This is a genomic window from Francisella orientalis FNO12 (genome assembly GCF_001042525.2).
Classification (GTDB): Bacteria; Pseudomonadota; Gammaproteobacteria; order Francisellales; family Francisellaceae; genus Francisella; species Francisella orientalis.
Window position 1 is genome coordinate 998,274 of sequence record NZ_CP011921.2, and the last position, 18,324, is coordinate 1,016,597.

An 18,324-nucleotide genomic window follows, 5' to 3' on the forward strand; every position below is an offset into this window, starting at 1 on the left:
TTTGTATATAAAATTATTCGTTGTACCCTATATCACCAGGTAAAATATTATCATTTTCATGTGTCAGATTAGCAAAACTCACAAACTGACCGTCAAAGCGAACATGTACGGTTCCTATAGGACCATTACGCTGTTTACCAATTATTATTTCACCTAGATTTTTATTATCTTCTTTATCTTTATTATAAACTTCATCACGATAAATAAACATAATCAAGTCAGCATCTTGTTCTATCGCCCCTGACTCTCGAAGATCTGACATCATTGGGCGTTTATCTTTACGATCATCAACTGCCCTATTAAGCTGAGAAAGAGCTATAACTGGAATATCAAGCTCTTTGGCTAAAGCTTTGAGTGACCTTGATATTTCTGATACTTCAAGTGTTCTATTAGTCTCATACCCTGGTATTTTCATCAATTGAAGGTAATCTATTAATATCATAGAAAGACCTCCTTGCTCATTATAGAGTCTCCTTGCTCTTGAACGCATTTCAGAAGGAGTAAGACTTGATGTATCATCAATGTATAAAGGCATCTCGCTTAAAGACTTCATAGCACTAATAATCTTAACCCAATGAGCATCATTTAGACGATTACATTCTTTCAGCAAACTCATCTCTACTCGTGCTTGAGAAGCTAACATTCTTGTTACTATATCTTCAGATGGCATCTCTAAACTAAAAACTAATACTGGCTTATCTGCAATTTTTGCAACATTTTGGGCTATATTAATACCTAGTACAGTCTTACCCATTGAAGGTCGAGCAGCTATAATACCCATGTTAGCTCTTTGTAAGCCTGATGTCATTTTATCAAGATCAATAAATCCTGTAGATATACCAGTTAAACCACTTCCAGAATCTACAATAGCACTCATCCGATCAACTAACTTAGGTATGACAGATTTAATTGATTCAGGTCCTTTGACCAAAGTTTCTCTCTCTTTAGCCACATCAAGAATTCTACTCTCTGCATAATCGATTACTTCATCAGGATTTTTTGAGTCTGAAGAGTATATTTTTTGAACTATATCATTAACACTAGCCTGAAGGCTTCTAAGTTTAGCTTTATCTTTAACTATATTTGCATAGGTCTTGATATTTGAAACTGCTGGTGTATTTGTTGCCAAGTCAATAATATATGACTCGCCTCCAGCCTCAGATAATAGACCTTCGGTAGCTAAATATTCACTTAAAATCAAAACATCAAACGGAGTGTTTGATTGATTCAAAACAGTAATTTGTTTGTAGATAATTTTATGCCTTTTATCAAAAAAATCATCAATCAAAAGAAAATCTTCAACTAGCTCTATATTATCATTATTTAGAAGAATATTTCCTAATATTGCTTTCTCAGCATCAACTGAATATGTAGTTTCAGCAACCTTAAATTGATAATCCATTGACATCAAGACCCTTATATACAAAAAAACCATGCCTAACACATGGTTTTTATATTAAATACAGATATTGTGTTAGTTTATATATTATAAAACTATGCTTCTGAGGCTACAACATTTACTTTGATATCAGCATCCACATCAGTATAAACATGAATAGTAAGCTCAAACTCACCAATAGATCTAATCACACCTTCTGGCATACGAACTTGACTCTTCTCGATTTCTTTTCCAGAAGCTTGCGATACAGCTTCAGCAACTCCAGCAGTACCAACAGAACCAAATAGTTTACCACCTTCACCAGCTTGAGCAGCAATTGTGTAAACTTTATCTTTGATAACTTCGGCAGTAGCAACTGCTGCATCAAATCTCGCTTTTTCAGCTTTTTCAAGTTCAGCTTTTTGTGCTTCAAAAGTTTCAATGTTAGCTTTAGTAGCTTGTACAGCCTTACCAAATGGGATAAGGAAATTTCTAGCATACCCTGGTTTAACATTAACGATATCACCTAATACACCAAGGTTTTCAACTTTCTCTTTTAAAATAACTTGCATTGTAATCAACCTCCGGTATTAGTTAAAGTGACGATCACAGTAAGGTAATAATGCTAAGAATCTAGCTCTTTTGATAGCTGTAGAAAGCTGTCTTTGATACTTAGCTGATGTACCAGTTACACGACTAGGTACGATTTTACCTGTTTCAGTAATATAAGCTTTTAACTTATTTACATCTTTATAATCAATTTCTTTTACACCATCAACAGTGAAACGGCAAACTTTACGACGACTCATCTTAAAATCCCTCTATTAAATTACTTCTTTTTCATTAGTTTCCATCATAATTGATGGCTCTGTAACAGCTTCTTTCTTAGAAATTACTAAACGACGTAAAACTGCATCGTTGTACTTTAAGTTTTCTTGAAGCTTCTCTAGAGACTCAACATCACATTCAACATTGAATAACACATAGTGTGCTTTATGAAGTTTCTCGATAGGATAAGCTAGTTGACGACGTCCCCAATCTTCAAATCTATGAATTTTTCCGCCTTTCTCTTCAATGATTCCACGATATTTGCCAAGCATTGCATCAAGCTGCTCAGATTGATCTGGATGAATCATTAACACGATTTCATAATGTTTCATTTTGTAAACTCCTTCCGGTTTATCATTGTTAGTTTTTTTTACTGATAAGCTATACAAAAACTTTTTGCATAGCAAAGAGCAGGAGATCATTATACTATCATAAATATCCAATGACAATATAATACTTAAAGAATATTAGCCATTTAAGTATATTCCACTCTCTCTAATAACTATTTTCTTCTTCAATAAAGTTCCGATAGCTCTTTTAAAAGCAGCTTTGCCTATTCCAAACTCAAGCACTATATCATTAGGGTTAGATTTATCGTTAAAAGGAGCAGAACCATTATGCTCTATTAGGTATTTTTCTACTAACTCTGCATTTTTATCCAGATCTTTATGTACTAACTGTAATGATAAATCTATACGCCCATCATCTCGAATATTTTTTATATATCCTTTGATAGATTGACCAAAGCTAAGTCTTCTGAAAACTTCTGTAGAATAGATAATTCCCCAATAACTACTATTAATTATTGCCTTGTATCCTATATTTGTTGAGTTAGCAATTACAAGATCTACTTCTTGATTTGGTTTTAATTCATCGCCAGCATAATCTGTAATAAATTTATCAACTTTTGATGATGCTGTAATACGACCACTAACTTTATCAAGATACAAATAAACAATATATGGCTTACCGACTTCTAAAGGTCGATGCTGTTCTGCTAATGGTACAAAAAGATCTTTTTCTAATCCCCAGTCTAAAAAAGCACCAATTTTTGTAATACTTTTGACTTGCAAATAAGCAATTTGACCAACTGTTGGGACTTTTTTTGTAGTTGCTACAAGCTCAGACTTAGAGTTATTATATAAAAAAACGTCTATACTATCATCAACACTTACTGTATCGCTAAGCTCCGAACTAGCAATACTTGCTGTACCAAGCTCTAAAGCATCTAAAACAAATATATCTCGTGCTTTTTCAAGAATTTTTAACTTAGAATATTTTCCTTTTGAAATCAAAATGCATACCTTTAATTTAAAACAATTCCAATACTATCATAGATCTTAGTATTTAATAACCGTTTACTAAATACAGCTATATGATTAAAACCTATATAATTATTAAAAAATTCTAAATTATCCAAACATATCTTTAAGTGCGGATATATTCTGTTTAGAATTTTGCTGACGAGTTTCTGCACATTCTTTTTCTGTGCCGACCCAATACAGATCAGATTCTGGTAATTCGTCAATAAATCTACTTGGAATAGATATATGTTTTTCGCCAAACTTTTTACGATGTTTTGTCATTGTTATAGTCAAATTTTCTCTAGCTCTAGTAATCGCCACATATGCAAGCCTACGTTCATCCTCTATAGAGTCCTCTTCAATACTTTGTTGATGTGGCAAGATTCCTTCTTCCATACCCATTATATAAACTTTTTTGAATTCTAAACCTTTGGAAGCATGCATAGTTATAATTTGAACCTGATTATCATTTTTATCTTCGTTATCTCTATCCAAAATATCTATAAGTAACATTTTATTAAGAACTGAAGCTAGCGATTCAAGAGCATTATATGAGTCACCCTCAAGCTGATTGACAATCCATTTAGTAACCTCTTTGACATTCGCATATCTAAACTCTGCTTGTTTCTCTGAGGAGCTAGAATCTATAAGCCACTGTCGGTATGAAATATTATCAATAAAATTATTAATTATATTTTTTAGCTCTTGAGCAGATATACTTGAATTTATCTCCTGCTGCGTATTAAGTATCAAATCTTTAAAAGATGATAAGTTTTTTTTGGTAAAATCGCGTATTTCAAACTTTTCTAAATTATATAAAGTATGAAAAAAGCTACAGTGATGTTCACTTGTGTATTCTCCTAATTTATGAATAGTTGCACTACCAACTTCACGTTTAGGAATATTTACCACACGCAAAAATGCTCTATCATCATCAGGATTAACTATTAGCCTTAAATACGAAATAATATCTTTGATTTCTGATTTGGAAAAAAAATAACTTCCCCCGCTAATTGTATAAGGGATTTTGTGCATTTGCATATATCTTTCAAGTAAGTATACTTGGTAATTACTCCTTATCAATATTGCATAATCAGAGTTTTTAGATTTTGTTTTTACCCTATCAAAGAAAATATCACTAGTTATGAATTGTGCCTCATCTTCATCGTTTGTAAGACTAATAACCTTAATTTGCTCACCGTAATCTTTGTTTGACCAAAGTTTTTTGTCAAAAATATGGCTATTATTTTCAATAAGCTTATTTGCAACATTAAGTATTCTACCTGTGGAACGATAGTTTTGTTCTAACTTAATAACTTTTAGATCTTTGAAATCTTCTTGCAAATGGCGTAAATTTTCTGGTCGAGAACCTCTCCATGCATATATAGACTGATCATCGTCTCCTACAACAGTGAATTTATTTTTGTCCTGTGTCAAATACTTCAAAAGTTGATATTGTGATTCATTAGTATCTTGGTATTCATCTATGAGAATATATCTAAATTTATCTGACCATAATTTTTGAATGCTTGAGAAATTTTTAAATAACTGTATTGGTTGAAATACCAGATCATCAAAGTCAAAAGAGTTATAAGATTTTAGATATTTTTGATATTCTTTGTATATAAAAGCCGCTCGCTCTTCAAGGTCATCCTTAGGTTGTATTTCATCAGGTGTAAGTAGAACTGACTTCCAAAATGATATTTTTGATTGAATAAATCCAGCATTTTGTTTGGGCAACTGATATTCCTCATATGCAATATCGTATATTAGTGCAAGTGAATCATGGCTATCAAAAAGTGTAAAATTTTTCTTATATCCTAAATCAGAAAAATGTCTTTTTAAAATTGATAAGCCAAGAGAGTGAAATGTCGAAATCATCAAACCTTTTGATTTTTCTTTATCAAGTCGTAATTTAACACGCTCTTGCATTTCTTTGGCTGCTTTATTTGTAAATGTTACAGCTATGATACTTTTAGCTGGATACAAAAGTTGCTCTATCAGATAAGAAATCTTTTCAATAATTACACTAGTTTTGCCACTGCCTGCCCCCGCTAATACTAATAAAGGTGTGCTAGTATATTTAACAGCTTGTTGTTGCTGTTGATTAAGATTATTTAGCATTTAGTTACGATTACTTCATTTTCAAGCTGATACTCAACTTCTGTTGCTTCTTTATGAAACACTACTAGCATATAGTAAACATCCTCAACGTAAATCCTATTTACAACATTTGCTAGAGGTTTGCCATCACTTGTTTTTAAATCAAAATCTTGAATATTTGTGACTGATTTAACAACTGCTAATTCTTTTTTTGATTTAGCTTTATAGCGCATCCTTGCTATCACCTCTTGACCCATATAGCAACCCTTGGTGTAACTGACAACTTTATCTACATTATCAAGATCTAACTCTGCTGGAAGAAATTTCTCTACATTAGTCTGATCTATAATTGCAAGCTTATTTACGATATTAATCTTTTGTATTTGTTCGTATGCTATTTTAGACTTTAAAGCATCTTTAACTAAAATATCATGATTTAAAAACCCTTTCTCGGTAAAAAACAATGAATAATCTTCATTAACAGCAAAGCTAACTTTAGAAAACATACTATATTTTTTTAACCAAGAAAGTAGATTATCTATAATACTTTTTTCAACTGAGAGTAATAGTTTCTGGCTAGAAACATATTTCACAAAACATAAGGAAATAATTCGTCCTTTTAAATTAGCAAAAGCAGTCATCAATAAATTATTATCATCAGATAGCTTAGTTAAATCAGATGTTACCAAGCCTTGAAGAAATTTTATGGTATCTATTCCACTTACTTCTAAAATTTTAAAATCATTATATTGAAAATTCATTAGGAACCTAAACTAATTAAATAATTGAACTAGTAGATTTTATTATATTTAGATAATGTTAGCAATTATGTTTCTAATTAGAAATTAGCACTCGAGCCGCCGATACCTCTTAGCTGACTATTTTGAAAACCACCTTTAGGACCAGACAGCATCATCTGTCTATTTAATGCCCTATCATCATCACTAATTGCCAAATTACTATGAATATTTTTAGGTGCTGGAGTAGCTAGATCAGATAAATCAGGATTATCATCATCAGAGTCTTCATTACTCTTTGATTTTTTTTCCTGTGCGTTAGTACTTCCCCAACCCTTTTTAGTACCCATATTACGAGATTTACTGCTTGATTCACTGGGAATTCTCATATCTTCATCTGTAATACCTAACTGATGTTTTTTAGGCATTTGTGAAGCTTGACTATTTTTTTGATTAATCATTTGACGTTGAGAGTGTAGTTGCGTCTCACTTCTAGGATTTAAGTACTCTTGATCATCATTAGCAAAAGAAATAAACGGAGTCATAAAAATAGAACTCAATGCTGATACTAATAAAGTTTTTTTCATATTAACCTCTTAATTATAGATATTTAGTTATTATATTTTCTAATTCAACGGTGTCTTTTGCAAACTGTCTAATTCCTTCTGCTAATTTATTAGTCGCCATAGGATTTTCATTCATCTGCCAACGGAAATTAGACTCTGCAATTTGTGGTACTTGTGTATTTACATCATTAGATTTTTTCAACTTAACTTCTAAATTTTCAAAATTATTTTCAAGCTCTTCAAGTAATACTGGTGATATAGTTAAAGCATCACAACCAGCAAGAGCAACTACTTGATTAGCACTTCGAAAGCTTGCTCCCATAACAATTGTTTTAAACCCGCAATCTTTGTATAGCTTATATATCGATTTTACAGAGTTAACACCATCATCGTCGTTCACATCAGGGAAAGTATCAAGTTTGTTTTGTTGCATTTGCCAATCTGTAATTCTTCCTACAAATGGTGATACCAAATAAACTCTAGCCTCAGCACAAGCTTGTGCTTGAACTTTATCAAAAATAAGTGTCAAATTACAATTAACACCTTCTTTTTGCAAAAGTTTAGCCGCCTTTATACCTTCCCAAGTAGCTGCTATTTTTATCAAAACTCGATCTTTTGAGATTCCGTGAGATTCATACTTTTTAATAATTTTTCTAGCATAATAAATTGTTTCTGCAGAATTAAAAGATACTCTTGCATCTACTTCACTAGATACTTTTCCGTCAATCACATCCAATATTTTTATTCCAAAAAATACCAGTATCTCGATAGTAATCTCTCTAATAAGCTCATCTCTCTTAAACTCAGGATTATTCTGCTTAAACTTATCTATAGTATCTATAACTAACTTAGAGTATTTTGGATCTTTAACAGCTTTAAGTATCAAACTAGGATTCGTAGTAGCATCAACAGGTTTATATTTTTTAATTAACTCAAAATCACCAGTATCAGCGACTACCATAGTTACTTTTTTAAGCTGTTTTAATAACGATTTTTGCATAGTTTTCTAATAAGACTTTTACACTTCATTAATAAAGTATACAACTTCAAGAGTATTAGTAAATAAAGTAAATATTAATTATTTAAAATTTATTTGCTGTATTTCTCTTCTAACATTTTAAACATTGCTCTAACACCCATCATCTCTCCACCTTTTGGTTTACCTGGAGAGTTAGCAACATTCCAAGCCATTATGTCAAAATGAATCCAAGTAGGAGCATTCTCAATACCTACAAAATACTCGATAAATAGTGCCGCCTTTACAGCTCCGGCAAAAGTTGACAGTTCACAGTGTGATATATCTGCGAATTCTGTTTCAAGATTTTTTCTATAACAATCAGCTAATGGAAGTCTCCAAGTCTGATCTTGCTCGGTTTCCCCATAGTTATAAATATCTCTTGCAACATCATCATTATTACAGAAAAATGCTGAAATTTTATCACCAACAGCTACTCTTGCAGCACCTGTTAGAGTTGAAAAGTCTATTAAATATTCCGGTTTTTTAGTAGCCTCTTCATATAACGGTTCAGCTAAGATCAATCTTCCTTCTGCATCAGTATTTGTAACTTGAACCGTAGTTCCATTTTTCATTTTAATGATATCACTAGGACGATATGACTTTGCACCCACAGCATTCTCAACTGTAGGTATTGATAGACTTAATCTTACTGGAAGATTATATTTCATAATCATATAAGCAAGACCTATAGCGTTTGCAGCACCACCCATATCTTTGTGCATCAGCAACATAAATTGTGATGCTTTTATATCAAGTCCACCTGTATCAAAAGCAACGCCCTTACCCACTATAGAAACTTTAGGATGATTTTCATTACCCCAATTTAATTTAACTAATCTTGGAGGTCTATGACTTGCTTTGCCCACAGTATAAATACCCATATACCCTTGATTTTTGAGATCTTCTCCAACTATTTCATCAAAGCTAGCATCAAATTCTTTAGCAATAGATTTGATAATATTAGAGATATCTTCAGGCCCCATATCTTCAGCAGGCGTTGTAATCATATCTCTAACAATAAAATTCGCCTCAACTGTAGTTAAGATGTATTTATATTGTGTTGGTAAAAATAATTTCACATCTACACCTTGCTGATTAGACTTATATCTTTCAAACTTATAACTTGATAATCCAAAACCAATATAATGCAATGTTAAATCAGAAATTTCAGAATACTCAATATGATAATTACCCTTGCTCAACTGACTAGACAAAGGTGCTAAACTATACATATTTTCACAGACAATACAGATAATCTTTTGAATATCTCCTGATTTACTAGGCATAGCTATTATTTTCTTATCAGTAAACTGTTTAATATAGTTTTGACTAAAAGAATCTTGTTGGCTAAGCCAGTTATCAAAATTAACCTTATGTATTAGATAAATAGGTTTAGAATCAAATTCTTTTTGTAAAGAAAAACACTGTAGTTGCGTTGAAATATGCATAACTTTATAGCTCCACATCTTGGTTTAGTATTAGCCAGTTATTAAAATCTTGTACTGTACTTGATGTAAAAATACCAGCTGTTTTATATAAGCTCAAAAAACCCATAATATAATCAAACTCAGTATTATTTAACTGAATCAAAAACTGATAATAGTTATTTAAAAGTATAAAATACTGAGTAATAGTCGTTGTTCCTTGATCGTACCTTTCTTTATACTTTTCATAAGCAATTTTTGCTGCTGCAACGGACTTACGTAATGATTCTATCTCTTTCTTTTTAAGCTCAACAAATCTAAAAGCATACATAGCATCGTTTTGAGCAACCCTTCCTGTTTGGATCATATCAAATTCTGAGGACTGATAATCATACGCAGCTTTTTTTAATTCAGCATAGTTAGTGCCACCCGCAAAAATATTCCATGTAAGATTAATGCCAAAATAAAAGGCGTTTACCATACCTTTTGACGATAAGAAATTATCAAATACTGGATTACCAAGTAAACTGACATCATTATAACCAGGTGAGTATTTAACCTCAAAATTAACCTTAGGCATAAATGAGCTTGTAGCTGACTGATAGTTATAATAATTACTTTCTTTTGTGTGCATAGAGCCTAAATATGATGGACTGCTTCGCATTGTGAGTTCTTCCCAACTCTCTTCTGTATTAGGTGATGGCTCCTTAATTTTGAAGTCATTACTATATAAAATAACCTCATCATCATTATTGGTAAACTTACGTAATTCAGCACGAGCGACTTTTTCTTCTCTCTGCGCAGCTGCATAGCTAGCTTCTGCTATATAATAGTTGGCTTTCACAGTTTCATAATCAGCAATATCAGCTGTACCTGCTTTAAACTTACTTTCTAGTTCATTCAAGCTTTGTTTGTTAGCCTTTAAATTGTATGAGGTATATTCAACATTTTTTATAGCCTTAGCTAAGTTAAAATAAGCATAGCTGGTATCATATAAGAATTGTTGATAATTTGTTCTATAGTCTTGTTGAGCAAATTGAGCTGTTTCTTGAGCTGATTGAAGATCTTTGTAGGCCCCATAATCATACAAAGGTTGCGTCAATGAGACTACACCTTGAATTGAATGAAAATGTCCACCAGCGATATTACTATCAGCCATAGTTTTTTGATCTAGTATATTTGTAGCTTTTATAGATCCTCCAATATCTATGCTAGGTAATAATCTACCTAGTTGAATGGCTGGATCCATCTGTCTAGAGTTTAACTGAAAACCAATAAACTTATATTGTGGTGAATTCTGTATAGACTGCTTTATTGTATCCGTATAATCAGCAACAGTATTAGCTACAGCACTGATACAAAAACCAAAAATTCCCAAAGATATTAATAAATGCCTATACAACTGTTTCAAGACTAAACTCTACTATTTTATAATATTCAAAATATATTGTTCTAAGTCACTTAGAGCCTTATCAATATTGGTAGAGTTATTACCTCCACCTTGAGCCATATCTGGACGACCACCACCTTTACCATCTATATAACCACTAAATTCTTTGGCAATATCACCAGCTTTGATTAATGGTGTGATAGATTTACTAACTCCAATTACAAATTGCACTTTATCAGCATTTATAGTACTTAACACTGAGACTATCTTATCTTTTTTTGACTTATAATCATCAATCTTTTCTCTCAATGTTTTGATATCAACATTTTCTAAATTAGCTATTATCACTTTGATATCACCAATTATGAGCTCTTTAATATCACTATTTGCTCCTGATAACAGATCTTTTTTAAGCTTAGCGATTTCTTTTTCTTGGTTTTTGAGTTGTTCTAACATTAATTGTAATTTGTCTAACAAGTTAGAATCATTAGATTTAGTAATACCTTTTATTGCTATCAGCTTATTTTCGATAGTAAAAGTATGTTTTATAGCTTTATCAGCTGTAACTGCTTCTATTCTTCTAATTCCAGATGCAATGCCTCCCTCTGATACTATCTTAAATAGGCCTATGTCTCCAGTATATGCAACATGAGTTCCTCCACAAAGCTCAATGGAGAAATCTCCGATTGAAATTACTCTAACAATATCTCCATACTTTTCACCAAATAAAGCCTCTGCCCCTAGAGATTTAGCTTTTTCTTGAGATGTTTCTATAGTCGCTACAGGATAATTAGCTCTAATCTGTTGGTTAACTAGCATCTCAATTTGTTCAATCTGACCACGAGAGATAGCCCTCTCATGCGTAAAATCAAATCTTAATTTATTATCATCAACAAGTGAGCCTTTTTGCTCAGCATGATTACCTAAAACGATTTTTAAAGCTTTATGTAATAAATGTGTTGCACTATGATTAGCAGTAGTAGCAAGCCTTCTTGAATCATTAACCCTCGCGGTTATTTCATCATTAGTATGTAATATACCCTTAGATAATCTACCAATATGTAAAATTGCTTCACCAGATTTTTGTACATCTTCAACTATAAATTCAATACCAATGCCTTCCAAAACTCCTCTGTCACCAACCTGACCACCAGATTCAGCATAAAAAGGAGTTTTATCAAGGACAATAACTGCTAATGAATCAGCTTTGATTACATCTACATACTGCCCATCTTGAAATATCTCAAGTACTTTAGCATCTTCAATTAATGTTGAATAACCTCTAAATTCTGACTTTGCTTGTGAATTGATGATACTGTTATAGTCAACATTAAACTTCCCAGCTTCTTTTGATCTTTGTTTTTGCTGTTGCATTTGCTCTTTAAATGCTTCTTCATCAATTTTTAAACCTTTTTCTCTAGCCATATCAACAGTTAAATCTAAGGGAAAACCATAAGTATCATAAAGTCTAAATGCTATCTCTCCAGAAATAGTACCACCTTTTAGACTCGCAATTTCTGCATCAAAAATTTTGATACCATTTTCAATAGTCTTTAGGAACAATTCTTCTTCTTTGATAAGAGTTTTTTCAATAAGCTCTCTCTTATCTATTAACTGTGGATATGCTTCACCCATTTGATTAATAAGCTCTGCCACTAATTTGTAAAAGAATATATCCTTAGCACCAAGCTTATTACCATGACGAATTGCCCTACGAATAATCCTTCTTAGCACATATCCTCTACCTTCATTCAATGGTAAAACTCCATCTGCAATTAAAAAAGCACTTGAACGTATATGATCTGCTACTACTTTTAAAGATGGTGAATTTATATCATCAGCATTAGTCACTTCTTGAGCTTTTCTAATCAGAGCTTGAAATAAATCTATATCGTAATTACTATGAACATCCTGTAATACAGCTGCTATTCTTTCTAAGCCCATACCCGTATCAACAGATGGCCTAGGTAAATCTGTAGTTGTGCCATCAGCATGGCGATTAAATTGCATAAAGACTATATTCCAAATCTCGATATATCTATCTCCATCTTCCTCTGGAGTGCCAGGCAATCCTCCTGGAGCATCTGCACCATGATCATAAAAAATCTCAGTACATGGACCACAAGGACCAGTATCACCCATTGACCAAAAATTATCATTTGAATTTATACGAATAATCCTTTCTTTTGGTAAACCAATATGATTGTGCCATACATTAAATGCTTCATCATCTGTTGCATATATAGTTACCCATAATTTTTCAACGGGTAATCCAATCTCTTTAGTCAAAAATTCCCAAGCAAAGCTGATAACATCTTTTTTGAAATAATCACCAAAACTAAAATTACCTAGCATTTCAAAAAAAGTATGATGTCTAGCTGTATAACCTACATTGTCCAAATCATTATGCTTACCACCAGCTCTAAGACACTTTTGAACTGTAACAGCTCTAGAAAAATTTCTTTTCTCTAAACCTAAAAAAACATCCTTAAATTGCACCATTCCAGCATTCGTAAATAATAAAGTGTCATCACCAAATGGTATTAAAGATGAGCTTGGTTGATGCGAGTGGCTTTTAGACTCAAAATAGCTTATAAATTTATTACGTAACTCTTTAGTAGAAATCATAGTTTACCTTATAGTAGATAGCGCTACAGATATTTAAATTAAATTCAAAACAGCTAGTATTATAAACCATTTTAGTAAACAAAATAAACTCTACCAATCGCATTTGAATATAAATAAGTATATAATCGTAAATAAGTTGTTGATTTTGTGTAAGTTTTAAAATGAAAAAAAAGATATTTATCTTTTCAGTAATTATCGGTGTAGTAGCAGCAGTATCTAGTATTGCGTATTATTTCCACTACCAGTCTGAACTTGAAGAAAAAGCAGCTGAAGCAGCCGCAAAAGAAGCGGAAATGCCAAAACCTCATGACTACTGTTTAATCACGTATTTAGAATCTTTTGATGATGGTAAAACATGGCACAAGACTAATGTAACAACGGGCAAAAAGCCTATGTTCAAAGCACAATGCTGGAAAAAGTATATCCAAATTCTAGATGGTTTCTCAGCAAGTATCGATAAAAATGGCCAATGGTGTAACAAAATTGATGACAATAAAATAATAGCTCATCCCGCTATGTACTTCTCAGATCAACCTTTTGAGTCTAAAGATGACTTAGCACCGAAAGTAGATACTCCAAACGAATCATTACAAGACGATAAAACTAGTTAATTCTACTTTGATAAACCTTCATAATAACGTTTAAAAATCTTGTTAGAAAATTTATTATCCTCAATATTGATATTGTTAATTGTCTCTAAATGATTTTGACAGTCTATTAAATTGCCTTCGTATAAGAATCTCAAGCTATTTTTACATTTCAAATCTTTTGGGTAGGTATTTTTTTTGATCTCATACCATGATGATAAACGATTAATATCATCTGAAGATACGATGAACAAATGTTTCTTAACTCGTGTAATAGCAACGTAGAATAATCTCCGCTCCTCTTCGATTGTTTCATCACAAGCCTTAGAATTTTTTTCACCGAAAAAGCCTCCTTCTGTAGCATCATGTACAACAACATAATCCCACTCTAAACCTTTGGCTCTATGCATTGACATGATCTGGATCTGATTTGGATCATTTTCACCCTGCTGATTTGATTTTATGTATAGCTCATATAAAAGTTCGATAAATTCTGATAATGAACTTTTCTTACCTTTAGCAAAACTACTCATTCCATCTATAATTTGTAATTTAGATTTGCTTGAGTGCGTCTCTCCAGAGACTTTAGAAATTTGTTTTTTGAGATCTAGAGTTTCTAATATAAAACTTATCGCTCTTTCTGACTTTTTAATCCGAGTATTATTAAAAATAGCTCTCCAACTAGCTGATACTGCTAATATATTTTTTTCTTTAAATGACTTATCAACTGTTTTGGTCAATTCTGAAATTATATTCATGCTAGCTGAAATATCTTGAGCTATTTTATTTGCCAAATTTTGTTTAACATTTTTTTTGAGATATAGTGATGGATAATCAAGCATTGCTTTTATAAACTCAACTCGTTGTTCAATACTATGTTTAGCAAATCCTTGACTCTTATTAAATAGCATCAAATATCCATATATAGCTTTAAATAGATTTTCACTAAAAATATTCTTATCGGCTACCACATTATAAGCTAGATCGTGATACAAACAACTCAATTCAAATACAGTTGTTGAGTTATATTTACGTACAAGAATAGCTATATCACTGGCTTTTACACCACTATTGATCAATGCTTTAAGTTTAAGAACTACTTTATCACTACTATCAAGAATACTAATATCCGTTGTTTTATCTAGTTTAGGGTATGTAATACATAGATTATCATGGCGTTTTTTATTATTAGTAATAATATTATTGGCCATCAAAGATACTAAGTCACCATATCTAAAAGTATAAGAAAGGCTGTATTGTCTTACATTTTTAAAATCTTTTTTGAAACCCTCTAACATATAATATGGGGTGGAGCCACGCCATTGGTATATTGTCTGATCAACATCTCCTACAGCCATAACATAAGTATTTTGTCCAACTAAGCACTTCAAAAAAAACTGTTGTGCCTGATTAATATCCTGATACTCATCTATAATTATATAAGAATACAAGTTACTTGCTTGAGCTATGCTATTTTTATCTTTTTCAAAAAGCTTTGCAGGAAGATAAATCATATCATCATAAGTTATAGCTTTTTGATGTTCACATTCTTTGCTAAACTCTAAAAATACTTTATCTAAAAGCGTCATCTCTTTAGCATTAAGTTCACTGAGTTTTTTGTTAGTAAGAGATAAGTCTGATTTTAATAATGAAATATATTCTTTAAATGTTTCAACCCTTTCGTTATCAATATCTTTAGTTATTTTAAATTCTTTTTGATATAATTTAAGTAGCTTTGAAATAATTACATCTATTTCATACTCTTTAAGAATCTTATCTGCCTTAACAAATCCTGCTTTTGCAAAAGCTTGTAAGAAACTATTTCCTAATGAATGCATTGTTCTTACGTTAACTAACTTTGCAATATCGACTTTAATAACTTTTCTAAGTCTTTCTGCAAAATCAAGTTGAGCTGATTTGTTATACATTAAAACCAATATTTTATTTGGAGGAACTTTGTTATTGATTAGATATTCAATTCTTGCTATCAAAGTTTGAGTTTTTCCACTCCCGGCGACCGCAGAAACTAAAGCATGTTTATCCAAATCATGATTTATAATTTTTTGTTGTTCAGCTGTATACTGCATCTAAGAATTTTGTTATTTATTTTTCTGGTGAATCTTTAGTAAATAATCGTTTAACAAGATACACTAATGTTAAGGCTGCTTGTTTAACTATATTAGCTAATATTTTAACAATTTCTAGAATAGTTACTCCTAAATATTTAAAGTACGTAAATATATTTACTTTAGTTTTTTATCCTTGATAAATTTTAAAGGCGCAAATACAAATAATAATAGTGCAATCATTACAATATAAGAAAATATAGATCTTAATGTCTGCTCATACCATTGAGCAAATCTATAAAATTATAAAATAAAACCAAAACTATCACAGTCAAAATAACTAGAAGTATAAATAGAAATAAATTTTTTCTTCATCTTTGCATCTCTGAAACTATTTGCTTATATAATGATAGCATTATTTAAGCTAACTTATGTTATAATATTAGTCCAAATTTATGAAACAATAAATTAAAATAATTCATGACGACTGATCAAAGACTACAAATCATTCTAGAAGCTTTAGATAACTTAAAAGGTCAAGACATTCAATCTATTAGCGTTAAGCATCTTACTGATATGATGGATAAAATAGTGATTACAACAGCATCATCTACTACTCATGCTAAATCACTTGCAAGAAATCTAGAACAAGAACTTAAAGATAACAAAATTACAATACTAGGTATTGAAGGCGATAATAAATCTGACTGGGTTTTAGTTGATATCGGTGATATTGTTATACATATAATGCTTGAAGAAACTAGGGAACTTTATGCACTAGAAAAACTTTGGGGTATCAAGCGCAAAGAAGACTAATAATGAAGCTAAAGCTTTCTGCAATGCAGTGGCAAGAAGTACAAAAATTTGCTACTGATAGCCTCGGTTTATCATCCATATCTAAAGCTGACTGCGATTTATCTGAATATATTCCTTACTATAATAAATGGATAGAAAATAACTATCATGCTGATCTTGAGTACATGGTAAAACATGGCTCAAAAAGATTTATCCCAAATGAATTGGTACCTGGCACTAATAGCGTAATTGTTGCTACATTAAACTACCTTAACAGACCTATAACTATCAAAAATGAAGTTAAAAGATTAAAATCTTCAACAGATATAGCAGATATATCTATATATGCTCATGGTAGAGATTATCACAAAGTAATGAAAAAAACTTCAACGATTAGGTGAGTACATAAATGAAATTATAGGCGATCATCAATTCATAGTTTTTACAGATAGTGCTCCAGTACTTGAGCGTCCGCTAGCTGAAAAAGCAGGATTGGGCTGGCAAGGCAAAAACTCTATGCTTATGAATAAATTACAAGGCTCATTCTTCTTTATTGGTGTAATTTATAGTAATCTTGATTTATTAGACTTACCTGACTTGCTAAAGTCATCAAGATTCTTGTGGTAAATGTCAAGCATGTATCAAACTATGTCAAACTAGAGCAATTCAGCATGATAAAATGATTAATTTACGAAAATGTATCTCGTATCTAACAATAGAAAACAGAGGATCTATACCTCTAGAGCTCCGAGATAAAATTGGTACAAGAATATATGGTTGTGATGACTGTCAGTTAGTTTGTCCATTTAACAATAATACTCCAGTAACTACTGAAAAAGACTTCCAACAACGAGATTTCCTGATCAGCAAACCTCTTCTTGAACTATTTTCATGGTCTAGAAATAATTTTGATAAATATACTCAAGGTTCTGCAATTAGGAGAATTGGTTATGGTGCTTGGATAAGAAATATAGCCATCGGTATCAGAAATTCACCATATAAACAAGAAAATATACTAGCATTAGAAAATAAGAAAAACGAATTTCTTGATAAAGAAATTGTATTAGAACATATAATATGTGCGTTAAACAAACAAATTAATCTAAGTAAAATAGATAAATGATTGTGATTTAGTGCAGGTTTGTTAGAATAACTTAGGATAGACATTTCCAAACTAAAGGAGAAATTAAATAATGAAACTAACTAAAACTATATTTTTAGCGCCATTAGTTGCTGGCTCACTTATGACTGGCGCTTTCGCAGCGACAGATAATCAAGATGATCTTAGCTACTCAGTTGGCTACACTATGGGGCAAGCTTTAAAAACTCAAATGGATCAAAACAACATAACGACAGATAACCAAGAAGTCGTTAGTGGTCTAACAGATGGAATATCTGGTAGCAAGTCTAAACTTACTCCAGATCAAATGCAAAATGCAATGTTACAATTTCAACAACAAGCAGTAGCTGCTCAAAAGAAATAATTAAAGGAGCTAATTA

The 18,324-nt window shown here is 31.5% G+C and carries 16 protein-coding genes and 1 pseudogene; 4 read left to right on the forward strand and 13 right to left on the reverse strand.

The window, feature by feature from the left end; all coding sequences use genetic code 11:
• Positions 1–13: 13 nt before the first annotated feature.
• From dnaB to alaS, 12 genes are all read right to left on the reverse strand, one after another.
• Entirely contained in the window at positions 14–1,408 is a 1,395-nt protein-coding gene (gene dnaB, locus FNO12_RS05130; RefSeq protein WP_014714978.1) for a replicative DNA helicase, read from the reverse strand.
• A gap of 86 nt (positions 1,409–1,494) precedes the next feature.
• Entirely contained in the window at positions 1,495–1,950 is a 456-nt protein-coding gene (gene rplI, locus FNO12_RS05135; RefSeq protein ID WP_014714979.1) for a 50S ribosomal protein L9, read from the reverse strand.
• A gap of 18 nt (positions 1,951–1,968) precedes the next feature.
• Complete coding sequence (rpsR, locus tag FNO12_RS05140; RefSeq protein WP_014714980.1) at positions 1,969–2,187, reverse strand: 30S ribosomal protein S18; 219 nt, start codon at positions 2,185–2,187, stop codon at positions 1,969–1,971.
• A gap of 15 nt (positions 2,188–2,202) precedes the next feature.
• Positions 2,203–2,538 (reverse strand): 30S ribosomal protein S6, encoded by a 336-nt coding sequence (rpsF, locus tag FNO12_RS05145; RefSeq protein ID WP_013923199.1) that lies wholly within the window; start codon positions 2,536–2,538, stop codon positions 2,203–2,205.
• 135 nt (positions 2,539–2,673) lie between these two features.
• On the reverse strand, positions 2,674–3,501 hold the full coding sequence (locus FNO12_RS05150; protein ID WP_014714981.1) for a CvfB family protein: 828 nt from the start codon (positions 3,499–3,501) through the stop codon (positions 2,674–2,676).
• Positions 3,502–3,618: 117 nt separating this feature from the next.
• Positions 3,619–5,634 carry a UvrD-helicase domain-containing protein gene (locus FNO12_RS05155; protein ID WP_014714982.1) on the reverse strand — a complete coding sequence of 672 codons (2,016 nt, stop codon included), beginning with the start codon at positions 5,632–5,634 and terminating at the stop codon, positions 3,619–3,621.
• Positions 5,628–6,374 carry a CAF17-like 4Fe-4S cluster assembly/insertion protein YgfZ gene (gene ygfZ / locus FNO12_RS05160; RefSeq protein WP_014714983.1) on the reverse strand — a complete coding sequence of 249 codons (747 nt, stop codon included), beginning with the start codon at positions 6,372–6,374 and terminating at the stop codon, positions 5,628–5,630. The genes FNO12_RS05155 and ygfZ overlap by 7 nt, the downstream gene beginning before the upstream one ends.
• 77 nt (positions 6,375–6,451) lie before the next feature.
• Positions 6,452–6,937: a hypothetical protein gene (locus FNO12_RS05165; protein WP_014714984.1), complete on the reverse strand. Its 486-nt coding sequence runs from the start codon at positions 6,935–6,937 to the stop codon at positions 6,452–6,454.
• 13 nt (positions 6,938–6,950) lie between these two features.
• Positions 6,951–7,916 (reverse strand): transaldolase, encoded by a 966-nt coding sequence (gene tal, locus FNO12_RS05170; RefSeq protein WP_014714985.1) that lies wholly within the window; start codon positions 7,914–7,916, stop codon positions 6,951–6,953.
• Positions 7,917–8,005: 89 nt separating this feature from the next.
• On the reverse strand, positions 8,006–9,382 hold the full coding sequence (locus FNO12_RS05175) for a M17 family metallopeptidase (RefSeq protein WP_014714986.1): 1,377 nt from the start codon (positions 9,380–9,382) through the stop codon (positions 8,006–8,008).
• Between the two features lie 4 nt (positions 9,383–9,386).
• A complete protein-coding gene (locus tag FNO12_RS05180) occupies positions 9,387–10,769 on the reverse strand; it encodes a TolC family protein (RefSeq protein WP_014714987.1) in 1,383 nt (460 codons plus the stop codon).
• Between the two features lie 12 nt (positions 10,770–10,781).
• Complete coding sequence (gene alaS / locus FNO12_RS05185; RefSeq protein WP_014714988.1) at positions 10,782–13,376, reverse strand: alanine--tRNA ligase; 2,595 nt, start codon at positions 13,374–13,376, stop codon at positions 10,782–10,784.
• A 161-nt stretch (positions 13,377–13,537) separates the two neighbouring features.
• On the opposite strand from alaS, the gene FNO12_RS05190 reads away from it, so the two are divergent.
• Positions 13,538–13,987: a hypothetical protein gene (locus FNO12_RS05190; RefSeq protein ID WP_014714989.1), complete on the forward strand. Its 450-nt coding sequence runs from the start codon at positions 13,538–13,540 to the stop codon at positions 13,985–13,987.
• Between the two features lie 2 nt (positions 13,988–13,989).
• Here the strand turns inward: FNO12_RS05190 and FNO12_RS05195 are convergent, their stop codons facing one another.
• Positions 13,990–16,050 (reverse strand): ATP-dependent helicase, encoded by a 2,061-nt coding sequence (locus tag FNO12_RS05195; RefSeq protein WP_014714990.1) that lies wholly within the window; start codon positions 16,048–16,050, stop codon positions 13,990–13,992.
• Positions 16,051–16,509: 459 nt separating this feature from the next.
• Between FNO12_RS05195 and rsfS the strand changes: the two genes are divergently transcribed.
• The 3 genes and pseudogenes from rsfS (at position 16,510) to FNO12_RS05220 (ending at position 18,308) form a co-directional block, all read left to right on the forward strand.
• Complete coding sequence (gene rsfS / locus FNO12_RS05205) at positions 16,510–16,845, forward strand: ribosome silencing factor (RefSeq protein ID WP_014714991.1); 336 nt, start codon at positions 16,510–16,512, stop codon at positions 16,843–16,845.
• A 2-nt stretch (positions 16,846–16,847) separates the two neighbouring features.
• A pseudogene (queG, locus tag FNO12_RS11535) lies at positions 16,848–17,947 on the forward strand (tRNA epoxyqueuosine(34) reductase QueG).
• 70 nt (positions 17,948–18,017) lie between these two features.
• Complete coding sequence (locus tag FNO12_RS05220) at positions 18,018–18,308, forward strand: FKBP-type peptidyl-prolyl cis-trans isomerase N-terminal domain-containing protein (protein ID WP_014714995.1); 291 nt, start codon at positions 18,018–18,020, stop codon at positions 18,306–18,308.
• Positions 18,309–18,324: the final 16 nt, after the last annotated feature.